This is a genomic window from Streptomyces sp. NPDC042102 (assembly GCF_055582305.1).
The window spans coordinates 835,788-861,731 of sequence record NZ_JBVJDL010000002.1 but is presented as its reverse complement, the minus strand read 5'-3'; the positions used below and the strand labels follow the sequence as shown (position 1 = coordinate 861,731).

Annotated in this window: 21 protein-coding genes; 6 read left to right on the top strand and 15 right to left on the bottom strand. The window is 73.9% G+C overall.

Translation table 11 applies throughout. The features are described 5' to 3' along the window. Nucleotides 1-28 precede the first annotated feature (28 nt). From ACZ6KO_RS11920 to ACZ6KO_RS11905, 4 genes are all read left to right on the top strand, one after another. Nucleotides 29-1,027: a hypothetical protein gene (locus tag ACZ6KO_RS11920; protein ID WP_469303268.1), complete on the top strand. Its 999-nt coding sequence runs from the start codon at nucleotides 29-31 to the stop codon at nucleotides 1,025-1,027. Between the two features lie 167 nt (nucleotides 1,028-1,194). Continuing rightward, nucleotides 1,195-2,859 (top strand): energy-dependent translational throttle protein EttA, encoded by a 1,665-nt coding sequence (gene ettA, locus ACZ6KO_RS11915; RefSeq protein WP_031145507.1) that lies wholly within the window; start codon nucleotides 1,195-1,197, stop codon nucleotides 2,857-2,859. Nucleotides 2,860-2,861: 2 nt separating this feature from the next. Continuing rightward, nucleotides 2,862-3,302, top strand: coding sequence for an acyl-CoA thioesterase (locus tag ACZ6KO_RS11910; RefSeq protein ID WP_469303266.1), 441 nt, complete (start codon nucleotides 2,862-2,864; stop codon nucleotides 3,300-3,302). Then, a complete protein-coding gene (locus ACZ6KO_RS11905; RefSeq protein WP_469303264.1) occupies nucleotides 3,299-4,009 on the top strand; it encodes a DUF8010 domain-containing protein in 711 nt (236 codons plus the stop codon). Before ACZ6KO_RS11910 ends, ACZ6KO_RS11905 begins: the two co-directional genes overlap by 4 nt. Nucleotides 4,010-4,087: 78 nt before the next feature. On the opposite strand, the gene ACZ6KO_RS11900 is transcribed toward ACZ6KO_RS11905, so the two are convergent. Beyond that, a complete protein-coding gene (locus ACZ6KO_RS11900; protein WP_401448359.1) occupies nucleotides 4,088-4,492 on the bottom strand; it encodes a globin in 405 nt (134 codons plus the stop codon). 85 nt (nucleotides 4,493-4,577) lie between these two features. On the opposite strand from ACZ6KO_RS11900, the gene ACZ6KO_RS11895 reads away from it, so the two are divergent. Beyond that, complete coding sequence (locus tag ACZ6KO_RS11895) at nucleotides 4,578-5,570, top strand: methyltransferase domain-containing protein (RefSeq protein ID WP_469303260.1); 993 nt, start codon at nucleotides 4,578-4,580, stop codon at nucleotides 5,568-5,570. Here ACZ6KO_RS11895 and ACZ6KO_RS11890 read toward each other — a convergent pair. The 14 genes from ACZ6KO_RS11890 to ACZ6KO_RS11825 all read right to left on the bottom strand — a co-directional run bounded on the left by ACZ6KO_RS11890 (nucleotide 5,551) and on the right by ACZ6KO_RS11825 (nucleotide 25,058). After that, nucleotides 5,551-6,627: an FHA domain-containing protein gene (locus ACZ6KO_RS11890; RefSeq protein WP_469303258.1), complete on the bottom strand. Its 1,077-nt coding sequence runs from the start codon at nucleotides 6,625-6,627 to the stop codon at nucleotides 5,551-5,553. The two genes, ACZ6KO_RS11895 and ACZ6KO_RS11890, sit on opposite strands and share 20 nt — an antisense overlap. 45 nt (nucleotides 6,628-6,672) lie before the next feature. Further along, complete coding sequence (locus ACZ6KO_RS11885) at nucleotides 6,673-8,004, bottom strand: vWA domain-containing protein (protein WP_469303256.1); 1,332 nt, start codon at nucleotides 8,002-8,004, stop codon at nucleotides 6,673-6,675. 23 nt (nucleotides 8,005-8,027) lie between these two features. Beyond that, the gene (locus ACZ6KO_RS11880) at nucleotides 8,028-9,755 is read right to left on the bottom strand and encodes a protein phosphatase 2C domain-containing protein (RefSeq protein ID WP_469303254.1); all 1,728 of its coding nucleotides are present in this window, start codon (nucleotides 9,753-9,755) and stop codon (nucleotides 8,028-8,030) included. A 3-nt stretch (nucleotides 9,756-9,758) separates the two neighbouring features. Then, nucleotides 9,759-13,049, bottom strand: a complete 3,291-nt coding sequence (locus tag ACZ6KO_RS11875) for a serine/threonine-protein kinase (protein WP_469303893.1) — start codon at nucleotides 13,047-13,049, stop codon at nucleotides 9,759-9,761. 5 nt (nucleotides 13,050-13,054) lie between these two features. Continuing rightward, complete coding sequence (locus ACZ6KO_RS11870) at nucleotides 13,055-14,314, bottom strand: hypothetical protein (protein WP_469303253.1); 1,260 nt, start codon at nucleotides 14,312-14,314, stop codon at nucleotides 13,055-13,057. 58 nt (nucleotides 14,315-14,372) lie between these two features. After that, a complete protein-coding gene (locus ACZ6KO_RS11865) occupies nucleotides 14,373-15,329 on the bottom strand; it encodes a glutamate ABC transporter substrate-binding protein (RefSeq protein WP_469303891.1) in 957 nt (318 codons plus the stop codon). 143 nt (nucleotides 15,330-15,472) lie between these two features. Further along, nucleotides 15,473-16,840, bottom strand: coding sequence for a hypothetical protein (locus ACZ6KO_RS11860; protein ID WP_469303250.1), 1,368 nt, complete (start codon nucleotides 16,838-16,840; stop codon nucleotides 15,473-15,475). 173 nt (nucleotides 16,841-17,013) lie between these two features. Continuing rightward, entirely contained in the window at nucleotides 17,014-18,006 is a 993-nt protein-coding gene (locus ACZ6KO_RS11855; RefSeq protein ID WP_469303247.1) for an N-acetylglucosamine kinase, read from the bottom strand. Further along, nucleotides 17,997-19,262: a 6-phospho-beta-glucosidase gene (locus tag ACZ6KO_RS11850; RefSeq protein WP_469303889.1), complete on the bottom strand. Its 1,266-nt coding sequence runs from the start codon at nucleotides 19,260-19,262 to the stop codon at nucleotides 17,997-17,999. Before ACZ6KO_RS11850 ends, ACZ6KO_RS11855 begins: the two co-directional genes overlap by 10 nt. 5 nt (nucleotides 19,263-19,267) lie before the next feature. Further along, on the bottom strand, nucleotides 19,268-20,179 hold the full coding sequence (locus ACZ6KO_RS11845; RefSeq protein ID WP_469303245.1) for a carbohydrate ABC transporter permease: 912 nt from the start codon (nucleotides 20,177-20,179) through the stop codon (nucleotides 19,268-19,270). After that, entirely contained in the window at nucleotides 20,176-21,129 is a 954-nt protein-coding gene (locus ACZ6KO_RS11840; protein ID WP_469303242.1) for a carbohydrate ABC transporter permease, read from the bottom strand. The genes ACZ6KO_RS11845 and ACZ6KO_RS11840 overlap by 4 nt, the downstream gene beginning before the upstream one ends. Nucleotides 21,130-21,135: 6 nt before the next feature. Then, a complete protein-coding gene (locus tag ACZ6KO_RS11835) occupies nucleotides 21,136-22,470 on the bottom strand; it encodes an ABC transporter substrate-binding protein (RefSeq protein ID WP_469303241.1) in 1,335 nt (444 codons plus the stop codon). A gap of 116 nt (nucleotides 22,471-22,586) precedes the next feature. Then, nucleotides 22,587-23,828, bottom strand: coding sequence for an ROK family transcriptional regulator (locus ACZ6KO_RS11830; RefSeq protein ID WP_469303239.1), 1,242 nt, complete (start codon nucleotides 23,826-23,828; stop codon nucleotides 22,587-22,589). 135 nt (nucleotides 23,829-23,963) lie between these two features. After that, a complete protein-coding gene (locus ACZ6KO_RS11825; protein WP_469303237.1) occupies nucleotides 23,964-25,058 on the bottom strand; it encodes a mechanosensitive ion channel family protein in 1,095 nt (364 codons plus the stop codon). Nucleotides 25,059-25,328: 270 nt separating this feature from the next. On the opposite strand from ACZ6KO_RS11825, the gene ACZ6KO_RS11820 reads away from it, so the two are divergent. Continuing rightward, on the top strand, nucleotides 25,329-25,874 hold the full coding sequence (locus ACZ6KO_RS11820) for an HNH endonuclease (RefSeq protein WP_469303234.1): 546 nt from the start codon (nucleotides 25,329-25,331) through the stop codon (nucleotides 25,872-25,874). Nucleotides 25,875-25,944 lie beyond the last annotated feature (70 nt).

Genomic DNA, 25,944 nt, shown 5'->3' with positions numbered 1-25,944 from the left:
ACGAGTCACACGAGGATGAGTGCTGTCTGTGAAGCTGTCCCGGATCGCCACAGCGGTCACCACTGCCGCCCTTGCTCCGGTCGTCCTGCTCGCCTCCCCGGCGTTCGCCGCCGACGCGGCCCCCGCCCCGGCCGTGCCGCCGCCGGCGCCGACCGTTCCCGACCAGGCGCCGGCCGGGACGCTGCCCGCGGACAAGCCGGCGGACAAGCCGGCGGACAAGCCGGCGGAGAAGCCCGCCGAGAAGCCGGCCGACAAGCCCGCCGAGAAGCCTGCCGAGAAGCCGGCTGACAAGCCCGCCGACAAGCCGGCCGGCCAGGCCTCCGACGCGGACAAGCAGGCCGAAGAGGACCGGATGGCGATCCTGCGGATCCTCGCGGACCCGAAGAGCACCGGGTACATGCGCGAGGCCGCGAACAAGGCCCTCGACGGCACCCCCGCCGACATGCGCCGGTTCCTGGAGAAGGACGTCCCCGGCATCCGCCTCGACGACGCCCGCATCGAGATCCTGCGCCTGTCGCACACCGCGGGTCCCATCCTCCGCCAGGGGATCGAGGACTTCTTCGACATGAAGCACACCCTGGCCGACGCCCGCCACTTCCTCGACGTCACCCAGCACCAGCTGCGTGACGAGGACAACGGCGTCCTGATCGCCCAGATCATCGACGGCGGCGGTGCCGAGCTGGTCAAGGCCGGCCGCGCCGCGCTCAAGGGCTCCGCCGCCGACCGGGCCGAGTTCCTCAGGACCGGCCAGCACGAGGCGCGGGCCAAGGACAAGAAGGCCCAGGAGAACACCGGCGGGTCCACCGACGGCGGCACGACCGGCACCGGCACCACCACGGTGCAGCCCGCCGTCGCCACCGGTTCGGGCAACGCGCACGTGAGCGCGAACGGCTCCGGCCAGTCCCTCGCCGCCACCGGCGCCGGCACCGAGACCCCCTGGGCCGTCGGCGGCGCGGGTGCCGCGCTCGTCACGGGCGCGGGCCTGCTGCTCGCCGCCCGGATGCGCCGCGCGGGCGCCGAGGGCTGACCTCCCGCCTCCCCGCCTCCCCGCAGGGGTGCCGCCCGACCCCGGACGGCACCCCCGCTCGGGCCCGTGCCGATCCGGGGCGCTGACCATACGGGTTTCCGCCAGGGGGTCGACGTCAGGCAGTATGGGGTGTATCTGCCCACCATCGATCTGCCGGACGGTTTCTCTTGGCTGAGTTCATCTACACCATGCGCAAGACGCGCAAGGCACACGGCGACAAGGTGATCCTTGACGACGTCTTCCTGAACTTCCTGCCCGGCGCGAAGATCGGTGTGGTGGGTCCGAACGGTGCCGGTAAGTCCACCGTCCTGAAGATCATGGCGGGCATCGAGCAGCCGTCCAACGGTGACGCCTTCCTCTCGCCCGGCTACTCCGTCGGCATCCTCATGCAGGAGCCCAAGCTCGACGAGTCCAAGACCGTCCTGGAGAACGTCGAGGACGGCGTCGGCCCGATCAAGCAGAAGCTCAACCGGTTCAACGCGATCGCCGAGGAAATGGCGACGAACTACACCGACGAGCTGATGGAGGAGATGGGCAAGCTCCAGGACGACCTGGACCACGCGAACGCGTGGGACCTCGACGCCCAGCTGGAGCAGGCCATGGACGCCCTGGGCTGCCCGCCCGGCGACTGGCCGGTCACCAACCTCTCCGGTGGTGAGAAGCGCCGCGTGGCCCTCTGCAAGCTGCTGCTGGAGGCCCCCGACCTGCTGCTCCTCGACGAGCCCACCAACCACCTCGACGCCGAGTCCGTGAACTGGCTGGAGCAGCACCTCGCCCAGTACAAGGGCGCCGTCGTGGCCGTCACCCACGACCGCTACTTCCTCGACAACGTCGCCGAGTGGATCCTCGAGCTCGACCGCGGCCGCGCCCACCCCTACGAGGGCAACTACTCCACCTACCTGGAGAAGAAGGCCGAGCGCCTCAAGGTCGAGGGCAAGAAGGACGAGAAGCGCGCCAAGCGCCTCAAGGAAGAGCTGGAGTGGGTCCGCTCCAACGCCAAGGGCCGTCAGGCCAAGTCCAAGGCCCGTCTCGCCCGCTACGAGGAGATGGCGGCCGAGGCCGACAAGATGCGGAAGCTGGACTTCGAGGAGATCCAGATCCCGCCGGGCCCGCGTCTGGGCTCGATCGTCGTCGAGGTCAACAACCTCTCCAAGGCCTTCGGTGACAAGGTCCTCATCGACGACCTGTCCTTCACGCTGCCGCGCAACGGCATCGTCGGCATCATCGGTCCGAACGGCGCCGGCAAGACCACGCTGTTCAAGATGATCCAGGGCCTGGAGAAGCCGGACTCCGGCGAGATCAAGGTCGGCGAGACCGTCAAGATCTCCTACGTCGACCAGGGCCGCGCCAACATCGACCCCAAGAAGACCCTCTGGGCGGTCGTGTCGGACGAGCTGGACTACATCAACGTCGGCAACGTCGAGATGCCCTCCCGCGCGTACGTCAGCGCCTTCGGCTTCAAGGGCCCGGACCAGCAGAAGCCGGCCGGCGTGCTCTCCGGCGGTGAGCGCAACCGCCTGAACCTGGCCCTCACCCTCAAGCAGGGCGGCAACCTGCTGCTCCTCGACGAGCCCACCAACGACCTCGACGTCGAGACCCTGGGTTCGCTGGAGAACGCGCTGCTGGAGTTCCCCGGTGCGGCCGTGGTCGTCTCCCACGACCGCTGGTTCCTCGACCGAGTCGCCACGCACATCCTGGCGTACGAGGGCGAGTCGAAGTGGTTCTGGTTCGAGGGCAACTTCGAGTCCTACGAGAAGAACAAGGTCGAGCGCCTCGGCCCGGACGCCACCCGTCCGCACCGCGCGACCTACAAGAAGCTCACGCGAGGCTGAGTGTGACCCGTCACATCTACCGATGCCCGCTGCGCTGGTCGGACATGGACGCCTTCGGGCACGTCAACAACGTGGTCTTCCTCCGCTATCTGGAGGAGGCCCGGATCGACTTCATGTTCCGGCTGGCGCCGGGCAACGGCTCGCAGTCGTTCCAGGGCGGGTCCGTCGTGGCCCGTCATGAGATCGACTACAAGCGGCCGCTGGTGCACCGGCACGAGCCGGTCACCATCGAGTCGTGGGTGACGAAGATAGGCGCGGCCTCGCTGACCATCGCCTACGAGGTCAAGGACGCGGACGTGGTGTACGTCCGCGCGTCCACGGTCGTCGTGCCCTTCGATCTGGAGTCGCAGCGTCCGCGCCGGATCACCGAGGAGGAGCGCAGCTTCCTCCAGGAGTACGTCGACGACAGCGCCGGCGGTCCCGAAGGGCACCTCGCGGCATGACCCAGCGCCTGCGCCTCGCCGATTCCGGGGAGGCGGCGGATCTCGCCGCCTTCCTGGGACGGCTGGTGCACTACGACCGCGCCGCCGCGGTCCGCCTCCAGGCGGGCGGCGGCGCGCTCGCCGTTTTCGGCCGGCCGCCGTCCTTCGAGGTGCTGGCCATCCGTACGGCCCGGCTCGCCGAGCCGGTGTCCCTGGACCTGACCGTCTCCGCGGGCGAACTGCTGGAGTCGGTGGACGAGGCCGCCGGGACCGCCGACGTGCCCGCCCCCGTCACCGGCCCGCCGTGGACCGGGGTGCTGCCGCCCCGCGGCGGCTGGCGTCCGGTGCCCGGACTGCCGGGTGCCGAGGCGATGCGGGCCGCGGTCGCGGCCGCCGTCCGTGAGTTCCGTGCCCGTGACGAGGCCCTGCCGGCCGACCGGCGCACCCGCGCCGAGCGCGACCGCATCGGCCGCGAGATCTGGTCCCGCACGCTCGGCGAGAGCGAGCTGCCGCTGCGCGCCGTGCACGCCGCGCAGTCCCTGGGCTTCCTGCGGCCGGTACGGGCCACCGTGCCCGCCCCGGCCCCCGCACCCGGCGCCCCCGGCCCCGTGGCCCTGTTCGCCGCCGGCAGCTGGCTGCGCCTGCGCACCCCGTACGGCTCGATCGCCACCCGGCGGCCGGGCGGCGGCCTCGGCGCGCTCCAGGTGAGCCCCGTCCGCCCTGCCTGACCGGCTAGGGGCCTGACCCGCTCGGGCGTTCCTCGGCACGGGGCGCGGACGAGGACGCCGGGACGCTCAGCCGGCCGCTCAGCCCGCCGTATTGATCATCGACGCGGCGGCGTACGTCAGGTAGCGCCACAGCTGCGCCTCCTGCTCCGGCGGCAGGGCCAGCTCGTCGACCGCCTCCCGCATGTGCCGCAGCCACGCGTCGTGCGCGGCCTGGTCCACCTGGAACGGGGCGTGCCGCATCCGCAGCCGCGGGTGGCCGCGGTTCTCGCTGTACGTGGTCGGACCGCCCCAGTACTGCATCAGGAACAGTGCGAACCGCTCCTCGGCGGGCCCCAGGTCCCCTTCCGGGTACATCGGACGCAGCAACGGGTCCTCGGCGACCCCCTGGTAGAAGCGCCGGACCAGGCGGCGGAAGGTCTCCTCGCCGCCCACCTGCTCGTAGAAGGACTTCTCCGGAAGCGTGCCCTGCGGAATCTCGTTCACCCGACCATCGTCTCAGACGCCCGGACGGAGGACCCCGGTCCTAGGACCGCTCGCCTTTGCCCCGCGGGCGCAGCACAGTGGACCCATGGGCGCACACAAGGCGCATGCGGTCGATCCCGAGGCGGCGCACGCCGCCCAGGTGCGGGAGCTGACCGCCGCCGGGGTGCTCGGCGACCCGCTCTGGAGGGCCGCTTTCGCGGCCGTGCCGCGGCACGTCTTCGTGCCCTGCTTCTACACCGGCCGCGGCGCCGGCCACGAGCGGCTGTGGGGCGAGGACCCCGACCCCGAGCTCCGGGCGCGCTGGCTGCGCGGGGTGTACGCGGACACGCCGCTGGCGACCCGGATGCGCGACGGCGAGCTGGTCTCCTCCAGCAGCCAGCCCTCCCTCATGGCCAAGATGCTGACCGCGCTGGACGTCCACGACGGGCAGAACGTCCTGGAGATCGGCTCGGGCACCGGGTACAACGCCGCCCTGCTCTGCCACCGGCTCGGCGACGGCCTGGTCACCACCGTCGACCTGGACGACGAGATCACCGAGTCCGCCCGTACGCACCTGGCCCGGCTCGGCTACCACCCGGCCGTGGTCACCGGCGACGGGGCGCGCGGCTGCCCGGCCCGGGCGCCCTACGACCGGATCATCGTCACCTGCACCCTGCCGCGGATCCCGCACGCCTGGCTCGGACAGTGCCGGCCGGGGGCGCGGATCCTCGCGCCGCTCTCGACCGGGCTGATCGCGCTCACCGTGCGGGACGCGGACTTCGCCGAGGGGCACTTCCTGCACACCTCCGCCTACTTCGTCCCGCTGCGCGGGGCGGGCGCGGCGGCTCCGGGGGGCGGGGTGCCGTACGAGCTGCTGGAGAACGAGCGCTTCCAGTTCATGCTGCTGCTCACGGCGGGCGCACTGCACCCGCGCGAGGCGCTGGACCTGTGGCGCGGCGAGGACCGGCCCGGCCGCGAGCGGTTCGGGGTGACGGTCAGCGCCGACGGGCAGTGGTCCTGGCTCGACGATCCCCAGGGGCCCTACGTATGGCCCCTGGGGGAGACCGAGGACAGCCCCGTCAGCCGCGGCGGACGGTGATGGTGGTCCAGGCGCCGACGTGCACGCGGTCGCCGTCGCCGAGCGGGACAGGGACGTAGGGCTGGATCGGCTCCTCGCCGTTGTTGACGGTGGTGCCGTTGGTGGAGTTCTGGTCCACCACCGCCCAACTGCCGTCGGGCTGCTCGACGAGGACGGCGTGCTGGTGCGAGACGCCCGGGTCCTCCGGCGGCACCGACAGGTCGATGTCGGGGGACTCGCCGGTGGAGGCGCGGCGGCGGCCGATCGTGATCTGGCCGCCCGCCAGCGGGAGGTGCTGCTCCGGGGAGTACGCGGGCAGGTTGAGCCCGGCCGCCTCGGGGCCGCTGCGCTGCATCATCGCCAGGAAGTACGTACGGTCGGGGCCGATGGTCGCGCTCCAGCCCCCGGACTGGTGCGGCACCTCCTGCGGCGGCTGCTGCTCGTACCGCGGCGGCTCGTACGCCGGGGGCCGCTCGAACGCGGACGGCCGCTCGTACGGGGACGGCTGCTCGTACGGGGACGGCTGCTCGTACGGGGACGGCTGAGGCTGCGGCTGCCGCGAGGGCGGCTGGAGCATCCAGTCGTCCTCACGGTGCAGCGGCTCGGCCGGGCGGTTGATCTGGGAGGGGCGCGAACCCTGGTACTCGAAGGGGTCCGGCTGCGGCGCGAAGCCCTGGCCACGGCTCTGGCCCTGCCCCTGCGAAGGGGCCGGGGGCGGCGGGGGCGGGGCCACGGGCGGAGCCGGGGCCGGGGGCGGCGGCGGGACCGCCGGGCGGCCCGCGGCCTGGGCGGACGCCGGGGGACGCGTGGCCGTCGGCGGCGCGATCGGCGTGTACGAGGTCGCCGTACGCGTCAGGAAGTTGAAGCGGCACTCCTCGCAGAACGGCGCCATGGCCTCGCGCGGGGTGCGGCACTGCGGGCAGAGTTCCGCCTGCGCCGTCGCGTCGCCGCCCGCGGACGGGAAGTCGTAGCCGTAGGAGGGAGGCGCCGCGGGGGCGCTCGCGGGGGCCATGCGGTGGCCGCAGACCTCGCACCAGTCGTCGGAGACCGATTGGTGCCCGTTCGGGCAGGTCGGCATGTCGGCCTTTCCCCCTTCTCCCTGCGTCGGGACGTCAGCTTCTCTTCAGCTTCTCTTCACTCGGACGGTCTGGGTCGAGCGCGTGTCGAGCGTCATCTCGTCGGCGTCGGCGACCGCCGCCTTCAGCCGCACAGTACCCGCCGCGGCGTCGACGACGTCCACCACCTTCGCCAGCAATTTCGCGGTGTCCGCGTTCCCGGAGGCCTGGGCCAGCTGGACGGCGCGGCCCAGTTTGGCCGTGGCACCGTCGGCATCGCCGAGTTTGCGGGCCCGCAGGCCCTGCTGGATGACCTGGGCGAGTTCCGCCTGACCGGTGTAGTGCGCCACGTGCGTGTTGATGGCGGTGGAGGCGGCCAGGTCGTCCGTCCACACGGCCCGGATCAGCGCCGGGCCCGGGGCCGCGGCCGGGGTCGTCGCCGTGACCGGGCCGGGCAGGACCAGCGAGAGGCGGGCGGCGAGCATCTCCTGGCCCACCGAGCCGCCCGCCGGGACCCGCACGCACACGTGGTACTCGCGCGACTCGTCGCCCCACGAGCCCGTCGGGTAGTCACCGGCGCGCGGACCGGCGTCCGTGCGGCGACCGGTCAGGTCCAGGACGGCCGGGGCCACCTGCTTGACGTACTGGATCTCCGCGCCGACCGGTGTCCACAGGCGCAGGGCGACGTCGGCGACCTCCTTGCCCATGACCTTCTCCATCATGTGCGTGAAGTCCTCGGTCAGGTGGGCCGGGTCGGCGACGATGTCGGCCGTGCCGAGGAGCGCGCTCGCGATGCCGGTCACCTCCTCGACCTCCCAGTCGGTGCCGACACCGCGCGCGTCACACGTGAAACGGCCCGCGCAGGCGTCGAGCCGGGCCCGCAGCGCCGCCGGCTCCTCGTGCTCGTTGCGCCCGTCGGTGAGGAGGATGCCGTGCCGGATGGTCGCGGAGGACCCCAGGAGCAGGGCGTCGGCCAGCCGCAGCCAGGTCCCGATGGCGGTACCGCCATCGGCCTTCAGCCCGCGCAGCGCCTCCTTGGCCCGCGCGCGGGTGGTGGCGTCGGCGAGCGCGAGGCGGCCCTGGCCGGGGTAGACCTCGCGGGCTTCGTGGGTACCGGCGATCACGGCGAAGGCGGTGCCGTCGCGCAGGGTGTCGATCGCGGCGGCGGTCGCCTCGCGCGCGCCGCGCATCTTGGTGGCCGGGTACTCCATCGAGCCCGAGCAGTCGACCATGATCACGACGGCCGCGCCGCCGGGGGCGACGGCGCGGGTGGCGGCGGCACCGCCGGTCGCGGTGACCGTGACGATGGCGTGGACGTCGCGGCCGCCCGCCGGGAGGAACTCGTTCTGGTACGCCTCCACGGCGAACCGCGGGACGCTCGGCTTGGCGAAGTTCGCCATCGTCTCCACTCCAGGGGTACGGATCAGGCCTCGGGGCTCGGGGGCACGGCGAACGGGACGACGGCCACGGTCACATTGTCGTGGCCGCCCCCGTCGAGGGCGTGCCCCACCAGCACCTGGGCGCTGTGCAGCGGGCGCCGCGCGGCGTCGGCCGGGACCACGTGGGCCATCTCCTGCGCGGACTCGGCGTAGTTCCACAGCCCGTCCGTGCAGACCACGACCACGCCGGGGTGGTCCGGCTTGAAGGTCTTGGTGTGCGGTTCCAGGTCGTAGGCGTCGGCGCCCAGCCAGCCCGTGATGGCGTGCGCGCGGACGTCGGCGTACGCCTCGGCCTCGCCCATCAGGCCGGCCGCGACCATCTGGGCGGCCCACGAGTCGTCCTCGGTCAGGCGCTGCGGGTGGGCGGCACGGTCGTCGGGGATCCAGTACGCGCGGCTGTCGCCGACCCAGCCGATGGTCAGCAGGCCGCCGCTGACGACGGCGCCCACCAGGGTGCAGGCCGGGGCGTTCTGCGCGCCGGGGGTCTCGGGGGCGAGCGCGTTGACCGCGCTCGCGGCGGCCAGGATCGCCTCGTGCATGGCCTCCTGGGGGTGCGTGCCCCGGGGGAGCGCGTCGAGCAGCGTCTCGTTGGCGGCCGCGGCGGCCGCGGCGGAGGCGTCGTCGGGTCGGCTGGCCGAGGAGACGCCGTCGCAGACGATCGCCACGGTCGCCGCGGACCCGTCCGGCAGCGCGGTCGCGGCGACCGCGAAGGAGTCCTCGTTGCGGTGATGGCGCAGGCCGCGGTCGCTGACGGCGGCCACGCTGCCGAGCTCCTCCTCCATGTGGTCGCGCTCGCGGGGCTGGGCGTGGCCGCAGTGCTCGCAGTAGCCGTCGGTGTCGACGTGCCCGGCCCGGCAGGCGACACAGGTCTTGGCCCCGTTGCCGTTGCCGTTGCCGTCGCCTGCGCCGTTGCCGTTGTCGCTCGCGCCCGGGGCGGCGGGCTCCGGCTCGGGGTGACCGGCGGGGCCGGTGGCGCCCGTCGGGCCCGTCGGGTCCGCCGGACCGGCCGGGTCCGGCGCACCGCCCGCGTGGGCGGCGGCCCAGGGGGCCTGGTGGGCGGCGTCGCCCGGTCCGTCGTACCGCGTCGGCCGGTCGGAACCGGGTCCGGGCCGCGCGCCCCCGGCCGGGTCGGCCGGCTCCGGGGACGGCTCGGCCGGCGGGCCGAAGCCGCCCGGGGTCGTGGCGGCCTGCGCGGGCCCGGTGGCCTGCCAGCCCGCCGCATCGCCGACCAGGGTGGGCGCCGCGTCGGACACGCTGCCCCAACCGGGCGCGGGCGCCTGGCCGTACCCGGCCGCGGCCGGTTCCGGCGCGGCGGCCGGGGGAGCCGGCGCGGGCGTGGCGGCGGCCGGCGCCGCGCCGTATCCGGCGACCGGTTCCGGCGGGGCGGCCGGGGGTGCGGGTACGGCGGGCGCGGTGGGCGGGAGCGGAGGAGCGGCCGGGGGCGCGGGCACGGCGGGCGCCGGGCCGTGCCCGGCGGCCGGTTCCCACGCGGCGGACGCGGCCGGCGGGGCCGGGGGCGCCGCCGGGGCCGGTACGGACGGTCCGGCCGCCGGTCCGCCGAGGCCGGGGGCCAGCGGGACCGTCGGGTGGTCGTCCGTGGACGGGGACGGCGGCGGCGCGGAGACGTCGTATCCGCAGACGCCGCAGAAACGGTCACCCTCCTCCAGGGGTTCAGCGCAGCTGGGGCAGCCCGACGGCCGATGCATCGACATCACTCACACCCACGTCCGGGGACGGAAACGGTTTGCCCGTTCCACCAGTTCGATCCTCTCCTCGCCCCGCTGCGCCAGCCGTGCGAGGACGCGGTACGAGCGCTCCAGGCCGAAGCGCAGGCCCCGCTCGTCCAGTTGACTGCCGAGCAGCGAGGTCCGGCCGGGGTCGGCACCCCGGCTACCCGACAGTACCCAGTCGAGGGCCGAGCCCAGAACTTCCGTGGCCAGCCGCTCGTGGCGCACCGCGTCCAGTCCGGCCCGTCCCAGCGCCTCCACCTGCGCGGCGGCCGCCGTCAGGTCGGGCAGCAGCTCCTCGTGCGGCGCCCGGTCGCGCAGGCGTGCCCGTACCGCTGCCACCCGTGCGGCCGTGTAGTGGATGGAGCTCTCCGGTACGGATTCCAGCGTGCGTACGGCCGCGGCCCGGTCCCCGGTGGCCAGCTGGACCCGGGCCAGCCCGAACGCGGCGCTGACGAAACCGGGGTCGGTGATCCAGACGAGGTGGTAGTACTCGGCCGCGTTGTCCAGCTGTCCCAGGATCTCGGCGCACAGCCCCAGCGCCAGCTTGGGCGCGGGCTCGCCGGGAAAGGCGTCGTAGATCGCGTCGAAGGACAGCGCCGCTATCTCGTCGTCGCCGGTGGCGAGCGAGACGATGCCGCGCGCCCAGACCACGCGCCAGTCGTCGGGGTGGCGGGCCTCCAGCTCGGCCAGCGAGCGGCCGGCCACGCCGAGTTCGTCCAGTTCGAGGCGGGCGCGCAGCTCGCGCAGCCGCAGCTCGGCGGAGTCGCCGGGCGCGGCGGCGAGGGCGGCCGCCAGGTCGGCGGGCGCGGAGGACTGCAGACCGGCCAGGAAGCCGGCGTTGGGGTCCCGCGGGTCGACCAGCGGCACGGGCAGCGCCAGCGCGGTGGCGCGGGCGTCGGGCACGGCCGGCCCGCCCGCGGTCGCCGGGGCCCGCCCCGGACCGGCCACCGCGGGCGGCGCGGCCGCGACGGCCGCCGCCGGCCGGGGCCCGGGCACGCCCGCCCTGGCCACATGCGTGGCGGTCGTCCCCAACCCCGTTCCGGCGCCGGACGCGTTCCGGGCCGCCCCGGGGTACGGCGGTGATGCCGGGGCCGCCGGGGCGCCCGCCACCGGGCCCGTCCCTGTGGCCGTGCCCGACCACGCCCCGGCCGGCCCGCCGGCGTACGGCACGCCGCCGGACGGGGGGCCGTCGGGGTGACGGGGTGATGCCGGGGTACCTGGGGCCGCCGGGGCGCCCAGGACCGGGTCCGTGCCGGGCCACGGTGCTGACGGCCCGCCAGGGTACGGGGCCTGCCCCGGCCCGCTGCCCGGGACCGGGCCCGGTCCGGAGCCTCCGCCGGGGTACGGCGCGGACGGCCCGCCGGGGTACGGCGCGGCGCCGGGCACGGGGGTCGCTCCGTGACCGGAGGCGGCCGGCGTGCCCGGCGTACCCGGAGCGACAGCCGCGACAGGGGCTGCCCCGTGGGTCGCCGGAGTGCCCGGGGCTCCGTGGGCCCCCGGCCCCGCCGTCCCGCCAGCGCTCACCGGCGTTCGGCCCGGGAGCCCGAACGAGGGATCAGCGGACGCCGGGCTCGGTGGCCCGGCCGCCGGACCCGCCGCAGGCCCCGGGGTCGGCGTGGTGTTCCGGCCGGTCGCGGACGCCGGGTCCGCGGCAGCCGTCGGCGCCGTTGCGGCCGGGCGGCGGCGGGGGAAGAGGGTGGACAGGCCTGCCCTCGGCGACGCCGCCGCGCGGAGGCCCAGGTGGGAGACCTCCGTGCCCACGCCGTCGGCGTACAGCTGGGTGTCCGGCACGCGAAGCTCCGGGCCGAACAGGGTCGACAGGTGCGGGCGCGGACGGGCGGTCTGGAGGGCGACGACCTCCCGCAGCACGCCCGTCAGCTGGTCCGCCATCTCCTGCGCGGACGCGAACCGGCGCCCCGGGTCCGGGTCCGTCGCCCGGACCAGCAGCCGGTAGAACGACTCGTACCGCCGGAAGACGTCGATGTGCTCCGGATCCGGCAGCGAGTCCGCGAACACGTTCGTGTAGCCCTGGAAGTCGAACGTCAGGACGGCCAGCGTGCGCGCGACCGTGTACAGGTCGGACGCGACCGACGGCCCGGCCTCCGCCACCTCCGGCGCCTGGTAGCCGATCGTGCCGTATATGGCCGACTCGGCGTCGTCCATCCGGCGCACCGCGCCCATGTCGATCAGCTTCAGCTGGTCCTGCTGCTGGATCGCGTTGTCGACCTTGAAGTCGCAGTACAGAAGGTTTCTGCTGTGCAGGTGCCCGAGCGCCTCCAGCGCCTCGATGCCGTAGGCGCACGCCTGCTCGACGGGGAGCGGGTCACGCCGGCCGTCCGGCCGGCGCCGCTCGTTCGCGATCTCCTTCAGCGACTTGCCGCCGACGTACTCCATCACGATGTACCCGTCCAGCGAGCCGGTCCGCTGGTCCAGGTGCTCCACGAAGTTGTAGATCCGCACGATGTTGGAGTGCTCGATCTCCGCGAGGAAGCGCCGCTCCGATATCGCCGCCGCCATCGCGTCCTGGTCGCCGGTGTCGAGCAGGCCCTTGAGGACCACCCACCGGTCCGACACGGCACGGTCGACCGCCAGGTACACCCAGCCCAGGCCGCCGTGCGCGAGGCAGCCCGCCACCTCGTACTGCCCGTGGACCACGTCGCCCGCCCGCAGCTTCGGCATGAAGGAGTACGGGTGGCCGCACTTGGTGCAGAATCCTTCCGTCCGCCCCGGCCGGTCGCCCCGCGCGCGCCCCACCGGCGCCCCGCAGTCCGACTTCGAGCAGAACCGCTTGCGCTCGGGCACCTCGGGGTTGGCCAGCACCGCCGCCGACGGGTCCGGACGCGGCACCTCCGGTACGGCGACCAGGCCGGCGCCCAGCCGGTTGCGGCCCGAGGACGCCGAGGAGGGGCCCGAACTGCGCACCGAGACCGACCGGGTGGACGTCGGCCCCGACCCCGACCCGGCCCCCGACAGGGCGCGCGAGAGCCGCCCCGACACCGAGCGGCGCGAGGACGACGACCGCGAGGAGCGTGACGAGCGTGACGAGTGCGACGCGCGCGAGGACGACGACTGCGAGCGGCCCGATCCGGCGCCGCGCGCCGCGCTCGTCATCCCGGTCGGCGGCGACACCAGCTCATCGGCCCCCGGCGACGCGGCAGCCGCCGCAGCCGCGGCACCGCCCGCCGGCGCCAGTCCGCACGTGTCGCAGTACAGCTCGCCGCCGCCCATGTCCTCGTACGCGCCCGGACAGCCGGCGCGGCCGCACGCGGTCCCCATCAGGCTCATGCGCCCTCCTCCTGCGGCCCGTCGGGCCCGTACTGCCGCGGGACCAGGACCTCGGCCGCCGCCTGCTGGTAGCGCAGCACGGCCTGCTCGGCCACCCGCAGGTCGCAGGGCGCGCTCCACAGCATCCGCCGCGCCACGTCGTACCGCTCGATCAGCAGCGGGTCCTCCGCCATCCCGTGCCGGGCCACCTTCGCCCGGTAGGCGTCCAGCCGTCCGCGCAGCTCGGCCCGTACCGCCAGGGGCGCGGTCACGGCCGTCAAGGACTCCCGGGCCCGGCGCAGTTCGTCCTCGGCCCGCTCCTCCAGGGACTCCAGCAGCGGTGAGAGCCGGTGCCACTGGGCGTTCCTGCGGTACTCGGCCGCCGCCGACAGCTGCTCCTGCAGCGCGGTGGGCGGGCCGCTGACCGCCGGCACCTCGGAGGCCGCGATCTTCGCGAGCACCTCGCCGCGCGCCGTGCGGGCCTCCGCCAGGGTCCGGTCCGCGCGCGAGAGGACGTCCCGCAGGCTGATCAGCCGTGCCTCGGCGTCCTGGCGGACCGCCAGCACCGCCTCGATCTCCCGCCGTACGTCCTCCAGCGCGCGCGCCGCCCGGTCGTAGCGCACGGTGTCCGGCCGCCCGCCGCCCGGCGCGGAACTGCCCGCCGCCGGGGTCCAGAAGGCCAGCGGGTCCGCGATCACCTCCGCACGCAGCGCCGTCAGCTCCGCGGTGATCCGCGCGAGGTCCTCGCCCGAGGGGTGCTCGCCGGGCCGTACCCCCACCGAGTGCGCGAGCGAGCGCGTGCGGTGCAGTTCGGCGGCGAGCAGGTCGATCCGGGCGGGCAGCGCCGACCAGACCGCGTCGGCGGCCACCACCACGTCCAGCGAGCGCGCGTACAGCTCGTTCATCCGGGCCACCAGCTCGGCCAGCGAGCAGCGTTCCGCCAGCGGGGCGCCCTCGGCGGCCGAGCCGGCGATCAGCACCCCGGGGCCGCGCAGCCGCTCGGTGAGCTCGGCCAGCTCCTCCCGGCCGGGCCAGCGGCGCCGCTCGCGGATCTTGCGGGCGGCGGTGAGCGCCCCGCTGTAGGCGTCGAAGTACGTCCACAGCCGGCCGATGTCCGCGTCCGCGGCCGCCCACCGCTCCCGGGTCACCCCTGTCAGCGCGGCCCCCTCCAGCAGCCGGCGCCCGGCATGGTCCTGGAGCGCCAGCAGCGAGGTCTCGACCGCCTCGTGCTCGGCCTCCAGCCGGGCCAGCGCACGGTCGACGTCGTCCCGGTCCATCACTGCCGAACCCGCCTCCGTATCCGCCGCACCCTGACTCTCCCTGCCCGCCACGCGCTCAGCCGTCCCGGTACTTGGGTGCCGGGGGAGCGGTGACTCCGGGCAGATCGTCCCGCAGATACAGGACGTACGCCTTCATCCACTCGCTGTTGTCGCCACCCGCACGGTAGTTCTCCAGCACCTGGTTGACGCGGCGCACCAGGTCGGTGGCGTCCTTGTTCATCGCCACACCGTAGAACTCCCGGGTGAACGGCCGGCCGACCAGCTTGACCGAGGGGTCCTGGGCGGCCTGGCCCGCGGCCAGCGCGTTGTCGGTGACGACGGCGTCGACCTCGCCGAGCTGGAGCCGTACCAGGCAGTCCAGCTGGTTGGGGACGGTGAGCAGCTGCGCGCCGTGCGCGTCCTTCTTCAGCTCGGCCTCCGCGGTGGAGCCGGCCGCCGTGCACACCCGCTTGCCCCGCAGGGAGTCGTCGAACCCGGTGACGGCCGAGTTCTTCGGGGCCAGCACCTGCTGCCCGGCCTCGAAGTACGCCGTCGAGAAGGCGACGTCCTCCAGCCGCTTGCAGTTGATGGTCATGGTCCGCACCACGATGTCGACGCGGCCCTCCTGGAGCGCGGGGATGCGCTGGTTGGTGGGGATGGCCCGGTAGATGACCGCGTTCTCGTTGCCGAGGATGTCCTTGGCTATGGCCTTGACCAGGGCGATGTCGAAGCCGTCGAGCTTGCCGTCGACCGGGTTGCGGTAGCCCCAGCGGAAGCTGTTCTGGTCCACGCCCGCGACCAGCTTGCCCGCCTTCCTGATGCGGGCGATGGCCTCGCCGTCCACCCCGCCCGGGCGCAGACTGGCCTCCGGGTCCGGGCAGGTGTCGGCCAGGGCCTGCGGTACGCCCGGAGCCCCGGGGGCGCCCGGCGCGGCGGGGGCCGCGGCGGCCTCGCGGACCGCGGCCCCGCCCGCGGCGTCCCGGGCCAGCGGTACCAGCACCGCGGCGGCGGTCACCGCGCAGGCGGCCGCCATGGCGCTGACCCCTCCCCAGCCGCGCAGCCGGGCCAGGCCCGTGCGGCGGCCCCGCGGTGCCGCTCCGGTTCCCGGACCGCCGCCCCCGGGAGCCGCCGCCGGTGTCCGGCCCACGTTTCGCCGCCCGCGCACGCGCATCCGCCTCACCTGTATTCCGAAAGCCTGCGACCGATGCCCAGGACGGCCGCCGCCGCGCCCGCCAGGGCCAGCACCGCCGCACCCGTCATCAGTCCGCCGAGCGCGCCCAGTCCGGCCTCGGCGGCGCGGGTGAACTCCCGCTGCTCGTGTTCCACCGCCTGCGCCAGCGAGGCGTCCACCACGTCGAAGGAGGCGCCGCTGCTGTCCTTGCCGCCGATCACCTGGGGCAGCGCCAGCTCGTAGTCGCCCCGCAGGTCCGTCTCGCGTGCCGCCGCGTGCCGTTCCTTCCACTGCTTCACGCCGTCCGCCGCCCGGGTGACCGGGCCGCGCCCCGCGTCGTCGTCGGCCAGCTTCAGCGCCGCCGTCAGCCCCGCGTCCAGCGCCTTGACGTTCGTGGTGAAGTCCACGTCGTACTTGTCGGACTTGTTGTCCTCGGCCAGCACCGCGCCCCGCGCGATCAGCGTCAGGTTCTCGCTGGCCCGTGCCTGGAGCGCCGCGATCCGGGCGTCGCCCAGCACCTTCAGCGACTCCTGCCCGTCGGAGCGGGCCTCGCCCAGCCCCGCCCGGGCCACCCCGTGCCCCACGGCCAGCCACAGCAGCACCACCACAGTGGCGGCCGTCGCGGCCACCAGCCCCTGGTTGAACACCCGGTGGGTACGCCGGTACTCGCGCCGCTGCGCCCACACCAGGCCCGCGATCGCCAGCACGCCGGCCGCGAGCGAGGCCGGCGGCCAGGCGCGGGCCTCGTCGTGGTCCCGGTGGAGCCGGCCGGTCTCGGTCTCGTACAGCCGCTGCGCCGCAGGCAGCAGCAGGGTGGTCATCTGCTCGTTGGCGTACCGCAGATAGGCGCCGCCCAGCGGCAGCCCCTGCCGGTTGGTGGCGCGGGCCTGCTCGACCAGCCCCGTGTAGCGGGGCAGCTGCTCGCCGAGCAGGGCGATCTCGCGCCGGGACTCCTCGTCGGCCCGCGTGCTGGCCGCGGCCTCCACCAGCAGCCGCGAGGCGGTCGCGATGTCCTTCTCGTAGCGCTCGCGTATCTCCCGCGGCTCCTGGCCGCTGGTGAGGAAGCCGCTGGAGGCCGCCGTGTCCGCGTCCGCCAGGGAGCGGTAGATGCTCGCCGCGACCGCGCTCAGCGGCTGGCTGCGCCCGACCACGTCCCGCGCGGCACTCGACCGGGCGGAGACCTCGGCGACCGTCACCGCGCCGAACAGCAGCACCAGGGCGGCCAGCACGGCGCCGATGATCCGCAGCCGCCCGGGCTCGGTCGTCGCGGCCGCGCGCAGCCCCTCGACGCCTTCCCGGAAGGCCGTGCCCCGCCGGGGCGGCGGCACGGCGGCTCCGCCTCCGGGCGCGGGCGCGCGCGTCGTGATGGCCACCGTGACCTCCCCCTCGGTCGTCGACTGTCCCCCAGCGCAGCAGTATGGCCGCAACGACGGTCCTCCACAGCACCCGGCCCCGGATCTTGTGCATCCGACGTCGGCCGCCCCTTCACCGTCAATACGTCCTGACGACCCTCACGGTTCCAGACCCGCCGTGCGCGCGGTCCCGATCACCCGAAATGAGCACGGAGTTTCGCGTACGTCTCCCGGGGCGCGCCCAGCGCGTCCAGCCCGAGCAGGGCCGCCCCCAGCACGGGCGGCGCGGTCACCACCGACACCCGGGCGTGCGGGGCGCGTTCGGCCAGCCCCGCTTCGATACGGCCGTTGAGCAGCGGGTTCCCGGCCGCCAGCACCCCGCCGCCGAGCACGACGGGCGCCTCCTGGTCCAGCAGGTCCAGCCGGGCCAGGGCCACCGCCGCCAGCGCCACCACCTCGTCGGCCTGCCGTTCCACGACCGAGCGGGCGGCCGGGTCGCCGGCCGCGGCGACCTCGAAGAGCACCGGCACCATCTCGTGGGTGCGCCGGTACTCGATGGTGCCCAGGTGCAGCGCCTCGATGAGCTCGTACACCGAACCCAGCCCGAAGTGCGCCGGCAGCGCCTCCCGCAGCCCGGTCGGACCGCCCCGGCCGTCCTCGGCCCGCGCCGCCCAGAACATCGCCTCCGCCGCGAGCCCCGCCCCGCCGCCCCAGTCGCCGGAGATCTGGCCCAGCGCCGGGAACCGCGCGGTGCGCCCGTCGGGCAGCATCCCCACGCAGTTGATGCCCGCGCCGCAGACCACCGCGACACCGCGCGGTTCGTCCACCCCGGCGCGCAGGATCGCGAAGGTGTCGTTGCGGACCTCGGTGGCCGCGCCCCAGCCGCGCGCACTGATCGCGTCGGCCAGCCGGCGTTCCTCGACCGGCAGGTCGGCGTTGGCCAGGCACGCGGCGACCTGGTCGGCGTACGGGGCGCCGGGGGCCGGCCGGGGCAGACCCGCGGCCTGGGCCGCCTCCGCCACGGCCTGCCCGACGACGTCCACGGCCGCGGACACACCCACCCGCGGCGGCTGGAAACCGCCCGAGCGGCCGGTGCCGAGGATCGTGCCGTCGGCGTCGACCAGCGCCACGTCCGTCTTGCTGTTGCCCGCGTCGACCGCGAGCACGGCGGGCCGCCTCACGCCCATGCCAGGTGCTCCTTGTTGTGCGCCAGCAGCCGGTCGGTGAGCGCCTCGGCCCGGTCGAACTGGCCGACCAGCGGGTGCGCGAGCAGCGCGGCGGCCACCCGGTCGCGCCCGCCGCGCAGCGCCGCGTCCAGGGCGAGGTCCTCGTACGCGCTGACGTGCGCGACCAGGCCGGCGTACAGCGGGTCCAGCCGCGGTACCGGCAGCGGCACCGGGCCGGCGGCGGTCACGCGGGCGGGGACCTCGACGACCGCGTCGTCCGCGAGGAACGGCAGGGTCCCGTTGTTGAGGGTGTTGACGACCTGTACCGGTGAGCCGCCGTCGCCCAGCAGGGCCGCCGTCAGGTCCACGGCCGCCTCCGAGTAGAAGGCACCGCCGCGCCGGGCGAGCAGCTCCGGCTTCTCGTCCAGCTGCGGGTCGCCGTACATGCGGAGGAGTTCCCGCTCCATCGCGGCGACCTCGGCGGCCCGCGAGGGCTTCGTCGCCAGCTCGCGCACCACCTCGTCGTGCGCGTAGAAGTAGCGCAGGTAGTACGAGGGGACGACGCCGAGGCGGTCCAGTACGGCCCGCGGCAGGCCCAGGTCGCCGGCGAGCGCCTCGCCGTGCGCGGCCAGCAGCTCCGGCAGCAGGTCGGGGCCGTCCGGGCCGCCGCGGCGTACGCCCAGCTCCCACGTCAGATGGTTGAGCCCGACGTGATCCAGGTGCAGCTCGCCCGGCGCCAGGCCCAGCAGCGCCGCGAACTTCCGCTGGAATCCGATCGCCACGTTGCACAGGCCGACCGCCTTGTGGCCGGCCCGCAGCAGGGCCCGGGTGACGATCCCGACCGGGTTGGTGAAGTCGACGATCCACGCGTCGGGGCTGGCGCGCCGTACCCGCTCGGCGATGTCGAGGACCACCGGCACCGTGCGCAGCGCCTTCGCCAGGCCGCCCGCGCCGGTGGTCTCCTGCCCCACGCAGCCGCACTCCAGCGGCCAGGTCTCGTCCCGCTGCCGGGCGGCCTGTCCGCCGACCCGCAGCTGGAGCAGGACCGCGTCGGCGCCGGCCACGCCCGCGTCGAGGTCGGCGGTGGTCGTGACGGTGCCGGGGTGTCCCTGCCGGGCGAAGATCCGCCGGGCCAGGCCGCCGACCAGCTCCAGCCGGTCGGCGGCGGGGTCGATCAGCACCAGTTCGTCGAGCGGCAGGGTCTCGCGCAGCCGGGCGAATCCGTCGATCAGTTCGGGCGTGTAGGTGGAACCGCCGCCCACCACTGCGAGTTTCAACGTCATCAGCCTTTCACTCCGGTCAGGGTGACGCCTTCGACGAACGCCTTCTGGGCGAAGAAGAAGAGGACGATCACCGGCGCCATGACCAGCACGGTGGCGGCCATGGTGAGGTTCCAGTTGGTGTGGTGCGCCCCCTTGAAGGACTCCAGTCCGTAGCTGAGCGTCCAGGCGGCGGGATTGTCGGAGGCGTAGATCTGCGGGCCGAAGTAGTCGTTCCAGAGCGCGAAGAACTGGAAGAGGGCGACGGCGGCGATCGCGGGCCTGGCCATCGGCAGGACCACCCGCAGCAGGGTGCGCACCTCGCCGCAGCCGTCGACCCTGGCCGCGTCCAGGTACTCGTCGGGGATGGTCAGCAGGAACTGGCGCAGCAGGAAGATGGAGAACGCGTCCCCGAAGGCCGTCGGGATGATCAGCGGCCACAGGGTGCCCGACAGGTCCAGCTGCTTGGCCCAGAACAGGTACATCGGGATGACCACGACCTGCGGCGGCAGCATCATCATGGCGATCACCAGCAGCAGCGACAGCTTGCGCCCGCGGAAGCGGAACTTGGCGAGCGCGTACGCGACGGGGATCGAGGACACCACGGTCAACAGGGTGCCGAGTCCGGCGTACAGCAGCGTGTTGCGCCACCAGGTCAGGAAGCCGGGCGTGTCCCACACCGTGCCGTAGTTGCCCCACTCCCAGGTGCGCGGCCACAGGTCGCGGGTCAGCGCCTGCTGGTCGCTCATCAGGGAGGTGAGGAAGAGGAAGACGAACGGCAGGATGAAGAAGAGGGCGGCGGCCACGCCCAGGGAGTGCACCGCGATCCAGTGCAGGACCGCCTGGCGCCGGGCGCGGCGGGCGGCGGCCGCCGGGCCGGCCGGGCCGGGGGGCTGCGGACCGCGCCGGGCGGTCCGTTCGATCACCTGGGTCATGCGTGGTCACCTGTCCCCATCAGGCCGCCCCGGCGCCGCATCAGCAGCGCGGTGAAGGCCATGCTCAGCGCGAAGAGGACCAGCGCGACGGCACACGCGGTGCCGTAGTCGAAGCGCTGGAAGCCGGCGTTGTAGACGAGCTGGGGGAGGGTGAGGGTGGACTTGTCCGGGTAGCCCGGCTCGAACTGCTGCCCCGAGCCGCCGATCACACCGGCCGCCACCTTCCCCGCGACCAGCGGCTGCGTGTAGTACTGCATCGCCTGGATCACGCCGGTGACCACCGCGAACAGGATGATCGGCGAGATGTTCGGCAGCGTGATGTGCCGGAACCGCTGCCAGGGCCCGGCCCCGTCCAGCTCGGCCGCCTCGTACTGCTCCTTGGGTACGTCGAGCAGCGCGGCCATGAAGATGACCATCAGGTCGCCGACGCCCCACAGGGCGAGCAGGGTGAGCGCGGGCTTGGACCAGTCGGGGTCCGTGAACCAGCCGGGCGTGGGCAGCCCGACCGCGTCCAGCAGGGTGTTGGCCGGGCCCGTGCCGGGGTTGAGGAGGAAGACGAAGGCGAGGGTCGCGGCCACCGGCGGGGCCAGGTAGGGCACGTAGAACAGGGTCCGGAACAGGCCCGCACCCGTCTTGATCCGGGTGATCAGCAGGCCGATGCCCAGGCCGAACAGCACCCGGCAGCCGGTCATCAGGACGACCAGCCACAGGGTGTTCCCCATGGCCGGCCAGAACAGCGGGTACTGGGTGAACAGGTACGTCCAGTTGTCCAGCCCGTTGAAGACGGGCGGGCGGAAGCCGTCGTACTTGGTGAAGGAGAAGTAGACGGTGGAGACGAGCGGGTAGGCGAAGAAGACGCTGAACCCGATCAGCCACGGGGACAGGAAGGCCGCGGTCCGCAGGGCGGACCGCCGGCGCTTCGTCCGCAGGGGGTGCGGGGAGGTGCTCATGGGGTGCTACTTCGCCTTCGCGATGTCCGTGTCGATCTGCTGGTCGGTCTTGGCGAGACCGGCCGCGATGTCGGCGACGTCGCCCTTCTCGACCGCGTACGCGAAGTCCGTGAAGGTCAGCTGGTAGGTGCCGCCGTCGGCCTGGGCCGGGGTGGTGCTGGACTTGGGGTGCCGGGCGATGTCCATGAACGTCTTGAACTCGGGCGTCACGTTCAGCTTCGGCGACTCCAGGGCCGCCAGCGTGGAGGGCACGTTGTGGATGCCGTTGGCGAAGGCCACCACCGCCTCGGTGTCGGTGGTCATGTACTTCACCAGCTCCCAGGCGGCGTTCTGCTTCTTGCTGCCCGAGGCGATGCCCATGATGGTGCCGGAGACGTAGCCCTTGCCGTAGTCGGCGATCTGGTCGTCCGGGACGGGCAGCGGCGCGGTGCGGATCTCGAAGCCGACCCCGGCCTCCTTGGCCATGTTCACCCGCCACTCGCCGTCGATCTGCATGGCGACCTGGCCCTTGTGGAAGGGGTGCTCGGCGCTCCACTCGTCACCGAAGCCGGCCCGGAACTTCTCCAGCTTCTCGTAGCCGCCGAGCTTGGCCACCAGGTCCTTCTGCGCCGTCAGCATCTTCGCGAAGGCCGGGTCCTTGGCCAGGTTGGACTTGCCGTCGGGGCCGAAGTACGTCGGGCTCCACTGCGCGGCCAGCCGCATGGGGGTGGTCTCGTAGCCGTGGAAGGTGGGCATCAGACCGACCTGGTCGTAGGAGTCGCCGTTGGGCTTGGTCAGCTTCTGCGCGACCTCGACGAACTGGCTCCAGGTGCGGGGCGGCTCGGTGATGCCGGCCGCCTTGAAGGCGTCGTTGTTGTAGACCAGCCCGTACGCGTCGTTGAGCAGCGGCAGCGTGCACTGGTTGCCGTTGAACTGGGTGTAGTCCAGCAGCGTCTTCGGGAAGATCTTGGTCTTGTCGATCTGCGCCTTCTTCAGGAAGGGGTTCAGGTCGATGAAGGCGCCCGAGTTGCAGAACTTGCCGACGCTGTCGGTGGTGAAGGAGGAGACCACGTCCGGCGCCTTGTCGCCGCCCGCGCGCAGCGCCTGGTTGATCTTCTCGTCGGTCATGTTGCCGGTGACGTTGACCTTGATGTTCGGGTGCGCCGCCCGGAACCGGTCGATGTTCGCCTCGATCGCCTTGACCTCGCTCGGAGCCGACCAGCCGTGCCAGAAGTTGAGGGTGACGTCGTCCTTCGGATCGTCGGCGGCCTCGTTCCCGCTCTGACCGGTACACGCGCTCATGAGCAGGGATATCGCGGTCAGCAGGGTCGCGGCGGTGGTGAGACGGCGGGCTCTGGGCATGACGGTGTCTCTCTTCCGTACGGGAGGACTTCCTGGCAGGCGGTGCAGAGGTGCGGGACGTGCGGGGGTGGGCCTCGGGCGGTGCGGGGGTGACGCTCGGGCGGTGCGGGGGTGGTTCAGCGGGAGGTGTCGAAGACCTCGTCGCGGGTGGCGGCCAGCGCGCTCTCCAGCGCGCCGCGCAGTACGGGCCGCTCGCACACCTCGCCCATGACCAGGCGGGGCCGCGAGGGGGCCAGTTCGGCGAGCTCGGCCTCCACGAGGCAGCGCAGGGGTTCGCCGCCCGCCGCGATCAGGGCGCCGGACAGCACCACGATCTCCGGGTCCAGTACGGCGACCAGCGAGGCCAGACCGGTGGCCAGCCCGGTGGCGTACGCCTGGAGGAACGCCAGGTGCGCGCCCTCGGGGTCGGCGGCGGCCGAGGCCAGCAGCGCGACGCCGGCGGCGACGGGTCCGGTTGCCTGGGGCGCGTACGCGGTGGCGGCCCCGGCCTCCGGGGCGGGCGGCAGGCCGACCCCGCACTCGGCGGCCAGCCGCGGCAGCACCTGGACGCCGGCCAGCTCCTGGTAGCCGCCGCTGTTGGCCCGGGTGACCTGCCGGACCAGCGGGTGGCCGGGCACCGGGAGGAAGCCGACCTCGCCCGCGCCGCCGGTCCAGCCGCGGTGCAGCCGCCCGCCGAGCACAAGGGCCGCGCCCAGGCCCTCCTCGTTCCACAGCAGGACGAAGTCCTGGTGGCCGCGGGCGGCACCGAGGCGCTGCTCGGCGACCGCGGCGAGGTTGACGTCGTTCTCGTACTCGACCGGCATCGGCAGGGCCGCCGCCAGCTCGCTGAGGAGGGTGGGGGAGTGCCAGCCGGGCAGGTGGCTCGCGTAGCGCAGCTGCCCGGTGTGCGGGTCGAAGGCGCCGGGGGTGGCGATGACCAGGCGGTGGATGTCGGAGCGCTGCAGCCCGGCGTCCTTGACGGCCTCCCCGAGGGCCTGGGTGACCTGTTCGACGACCGGGACGCGGGATCCGGCGGTGCGCAGCTCGAAGCCGCCGACGCGGTCGCCGGCGAGGTCGGCGACGGCGGCCAGGATCCGCTCCGGGGTGACGTCGAGGCCGGCGACGTAGGCGGCGCGGGCGTTGAGCGCGTACAGCTGGGCGTTGGGGCCGGGGCGGCCGGCGGCGGTGCCGGTGGCGACGACCAGGCCGGCGGCCTCCAGCCGGGCCAGCAGCTGGGAGGCGGTGGGCTTGGACAGGCCGGTCAGGCGGCCGATCCGGGTCCGTGACAACGGGCCGTGTGCCAGCAGCAGTTCCAGCGCGGCCCGGTCGTTCATGGCGCGCAGGAGGCTGGGCGTTCCGGGGGTGGTGCCGGCGGGCATGTCGGTCGTGTCTCCCTCAGGAATCCCTCGGCGAGGTGAACTGTTAGGTAAGTTTCCTATCGTGTTTTGAGGCGTGTCAATGCCGCTGCCCCCGCGGAAAAGGAACGCGGGGGCAGCGGCGCGGTGCGGATCCGGCTATTTGGTGATCTTGGGGCCGGCGGGCGCGGCCTGCGGCGGGATCGGGGTGGTCGCCAGCGACTGCGGCGAGGCCGGGTTGGCCAGCGCCGACGGCGCGGCCACGGCCGCCGCCGGGTCGGCGGCGGGCGCCTCGTCGTCCGCCGCCTCCGGCAGGCCGCCGACGATCTTGATGCCGGCCGAGTCGAACGCCTCCTTGATGCGCCAGCGCAGCTCGCGCTCCACGGCGAACTGCTTGCCGGGCATCGTCTTCGCCGACACCTTCACGGTCATCGAGGCCAGCAGCACCTCGTCCAGGCCGAGCACCTCGACCGGGCCCCACAGGCGCTCGTTCCACGGCTCGTCCTTGGCGAACGAGTCGGCGACCTCCTCGATCACCTCGCGGATCCGGTGCAGGTCCTCGGACGGCCGGACCTGGACGTCGACCATGGCGGTCGCCCAGCCCTGGCTGAGGTTGCCGATCCGCTTGATCTCGCCGTTGCGGACGTACCAGATCTCGCCGTTGTCGCCGCGCAGCTTCGTCACGCGCAGCCCGACCTCGATCACCTCGCCGGAGGCCACACCCGCGTCGATCTTGTCACCGACGCCGTACTGGTCCTCCATGATCATGAAGACGCCGGAGAGGAAGTCGGTGACCAGGTTGCGGGCGCCGAAGCCGATCGCCACACCGGCCACACCGGCGCTCGCCAGCAGCGGGGCCAGATCGATCTTCAGCGCGGCCAGCACCATCAGCGCGGCCGTGCCCATGATCAGGAACGAGGTCACCGACCGCAGGACCGAACCTATGGCCTCCGAGCGCTGGCGGCGCCGCTCGGCGTTGACCAGAAGCCCGCCCAGGGCCGTGCCCTCGACGGCCTCGGCGCTGGTGTTCATACGGTTTATCAGCTTGGTCAGGGCCTTGCGGACCACCGAGCGCAGCGCCAGCGCGATCACGATGATCAGCAGGATGCGCAGGCCGATGCTCAGCCAGGTGGCCCAGTTCTCCTCGATGAAGCTCGCGGCGTTGGTGACGCTCTCCTGAGCCTCCTTGACCGTGGCGGATGTGTCCGGAACCTCGGCTGCCAGGGGCAGCGCAGCGGCGGCGGGCCAGGGCACGACGGAAAACCTCCAGGTGTAGCGGCCTGCCCCGAAACGGGATGCGGGGGCAGGCCTTCCACACTAACGGGGCATTCCCCGTACCCCCTTGCCGGGAGTTCGCGGTGTTCGAGGGAGAGACGAGGCTCACCTGGGGATGAACGGGGTGTGGTTGAAAACACCTCCGACCCGTTACGGGCGCGTGGTGGCGCTCCGGCCAGCAGGAAGGAGAGACTGAAGGCAGATCGTCCCGGCGCGAGCCACGCGCCGCCGGCGTACAAGGAGGCATCCGTGCCGCATGTCCTGGTCCTCAACGCGTCGTACGAGCCCCTCGGCGTCGTACCGCTCCGCCGCGCGCTCGTCCTCGTCCTGGAGAACAAGGCCGTCTCCCTGGAAGAATCCGGCGCCTACCTGCACAGCGCGACCAGAGCCGTCCCCGCGCCCAGCGTGGTCAGACTCAAGCGTTTCGTACGGGTCCCCTACCGGGGGCCCGTTCCACTCACCCGGCGCGCCCTGTTCGCGCGTGACGGCGGCCGCTGCATGTACTGCGGCGGTGTCGCCACCAGCGTCGACCACGTCATCCCGCGCAGCCGGGGCGGTCAGCACGTGTGGGACAACGTCGTCGCGGCGTGCCGGCGCTGCAACCACGTCAAGGCCGACCGGCACCTGGTCGACCTCGGCTGGCGGCTGCGCCACCAGCCGGCGCCGCCCTCGGGCCTGGCCTGGCGGATCATCGGTACCGGGCACCGGGATCCGCGCTGGATGCCGTACCTCCAGCCGTACGGTGCGGACGACGCCCTCGCCCGCATCACGGCACCGGCCGTCGTGGCCTCCTGACGCCGGGCGGCCCCGGACGCCGGCGAGCGCCTGCCGCGCCGCCGGCGTTCGAGGCGTGCGGGAGCGGCGG

Excerpts from the sequence above, each read along its gene's own strand:
- ACZ6KO_RS11905 (WP_469303264.1), top strand. The coding sequence starts at position 3,299 with ATGACCCAGCGCCTGCGCCTCGCCGATTCCGGGGAGGCGGCGGATCTC.
- ACZ6KO_RS11895 (WP_469303260.1), top strand. The coding sequence starts at position 4,578 with ATGGGCGCACACAAGGCGCATGCGGTCGATCCCGAGGCGGCGCACGCC.
- ACZ6KO_RS11890 (WP_469303258.1), bottom strand. The coding sequence starts at position 6,627 with ATGCCGACCTGCCCGAACGGGCACCAATCGGTCTCCGACGACTGGTGC.
- ACZ6KO_RS11885 (WP_469303256.1), bottom strand. The coding sequence starts at position 8,004 with ATGGCGAACTTCGCCAAGCCGAGCGTCCCGCGGTTCGCCGTGGAGGCG.
- ACZ6KO_RS11880 (WP_469303254.1), bottom strand. The coding sequence starts at position 9,755 with ATGTCGATGCATCGGCCGTCGGGCTGCCCCAGCTGCGCTGAACCCCTG.
- ACZ6KO_RS11875 (WP_469303893.1), bottom strand. The coding sequence starts at position 13,049 with ATGGGGACCGCGTGCGGCCGCGCCGGCTGTCCGGGCGCGTACGAGGAC.
- ACZ6KO_RS11870 (WP_469303253.1), bottom strand. The coding sequence starts at position 14,314 with ATGGACCGGGACGACGTCGACCGTGCGCTGGCCCGGCTGGAGGCCGAG.
- ACZ6KO_RS11865 (WP_469303891.1), bottom strand. The coding sequence starts at position 15,329 with ATGGCGGCCGCCTGCGCGGTGACCGCCGCCGCGGTGCTGGTACCGCTG.
- ACZ6KO_RS11855 (WP_469303247.1), bottom strand. The coding sequence starts at position 18,006 with ATGGGCGTGAGGCGGCCCGCCGTGCTCGCGGTCGACGCGGGCAACAGC.
- ACZ6KO_RS11845 (WP_469303245.1), bottom strand. The coding sequence starts at position 20,179 with ATGACCCAGGTGATCGAACGGACCGCCCGGCGCGGTCCGCAGCCCCCC.
- ACZ6KO_RS11840 (WP_469303242.1), bottom strand. The coding sequence starts at position 21,129 with ATGAGCACCTCCCCGCACCCCCTGCGGACGAAGCGCCGGCGGTCCGCC.
- ACZ6KO_RS11835 (WP_469303241.1), bottom strand. The coding sequence starts at position 22,470 with ATGCCCAGAGCCCGCCGTCTCACCACCGCCGCGACCCTGCTGACCGCG.
- ACZ6KO_RS11830 (WP_469303239.1), bottom strand. The coding sequence starts at position 23,828 with ATGCCCGCCGGCACCACCCCCGGAACGCCCAGCCTCCTGCGCGCCATG.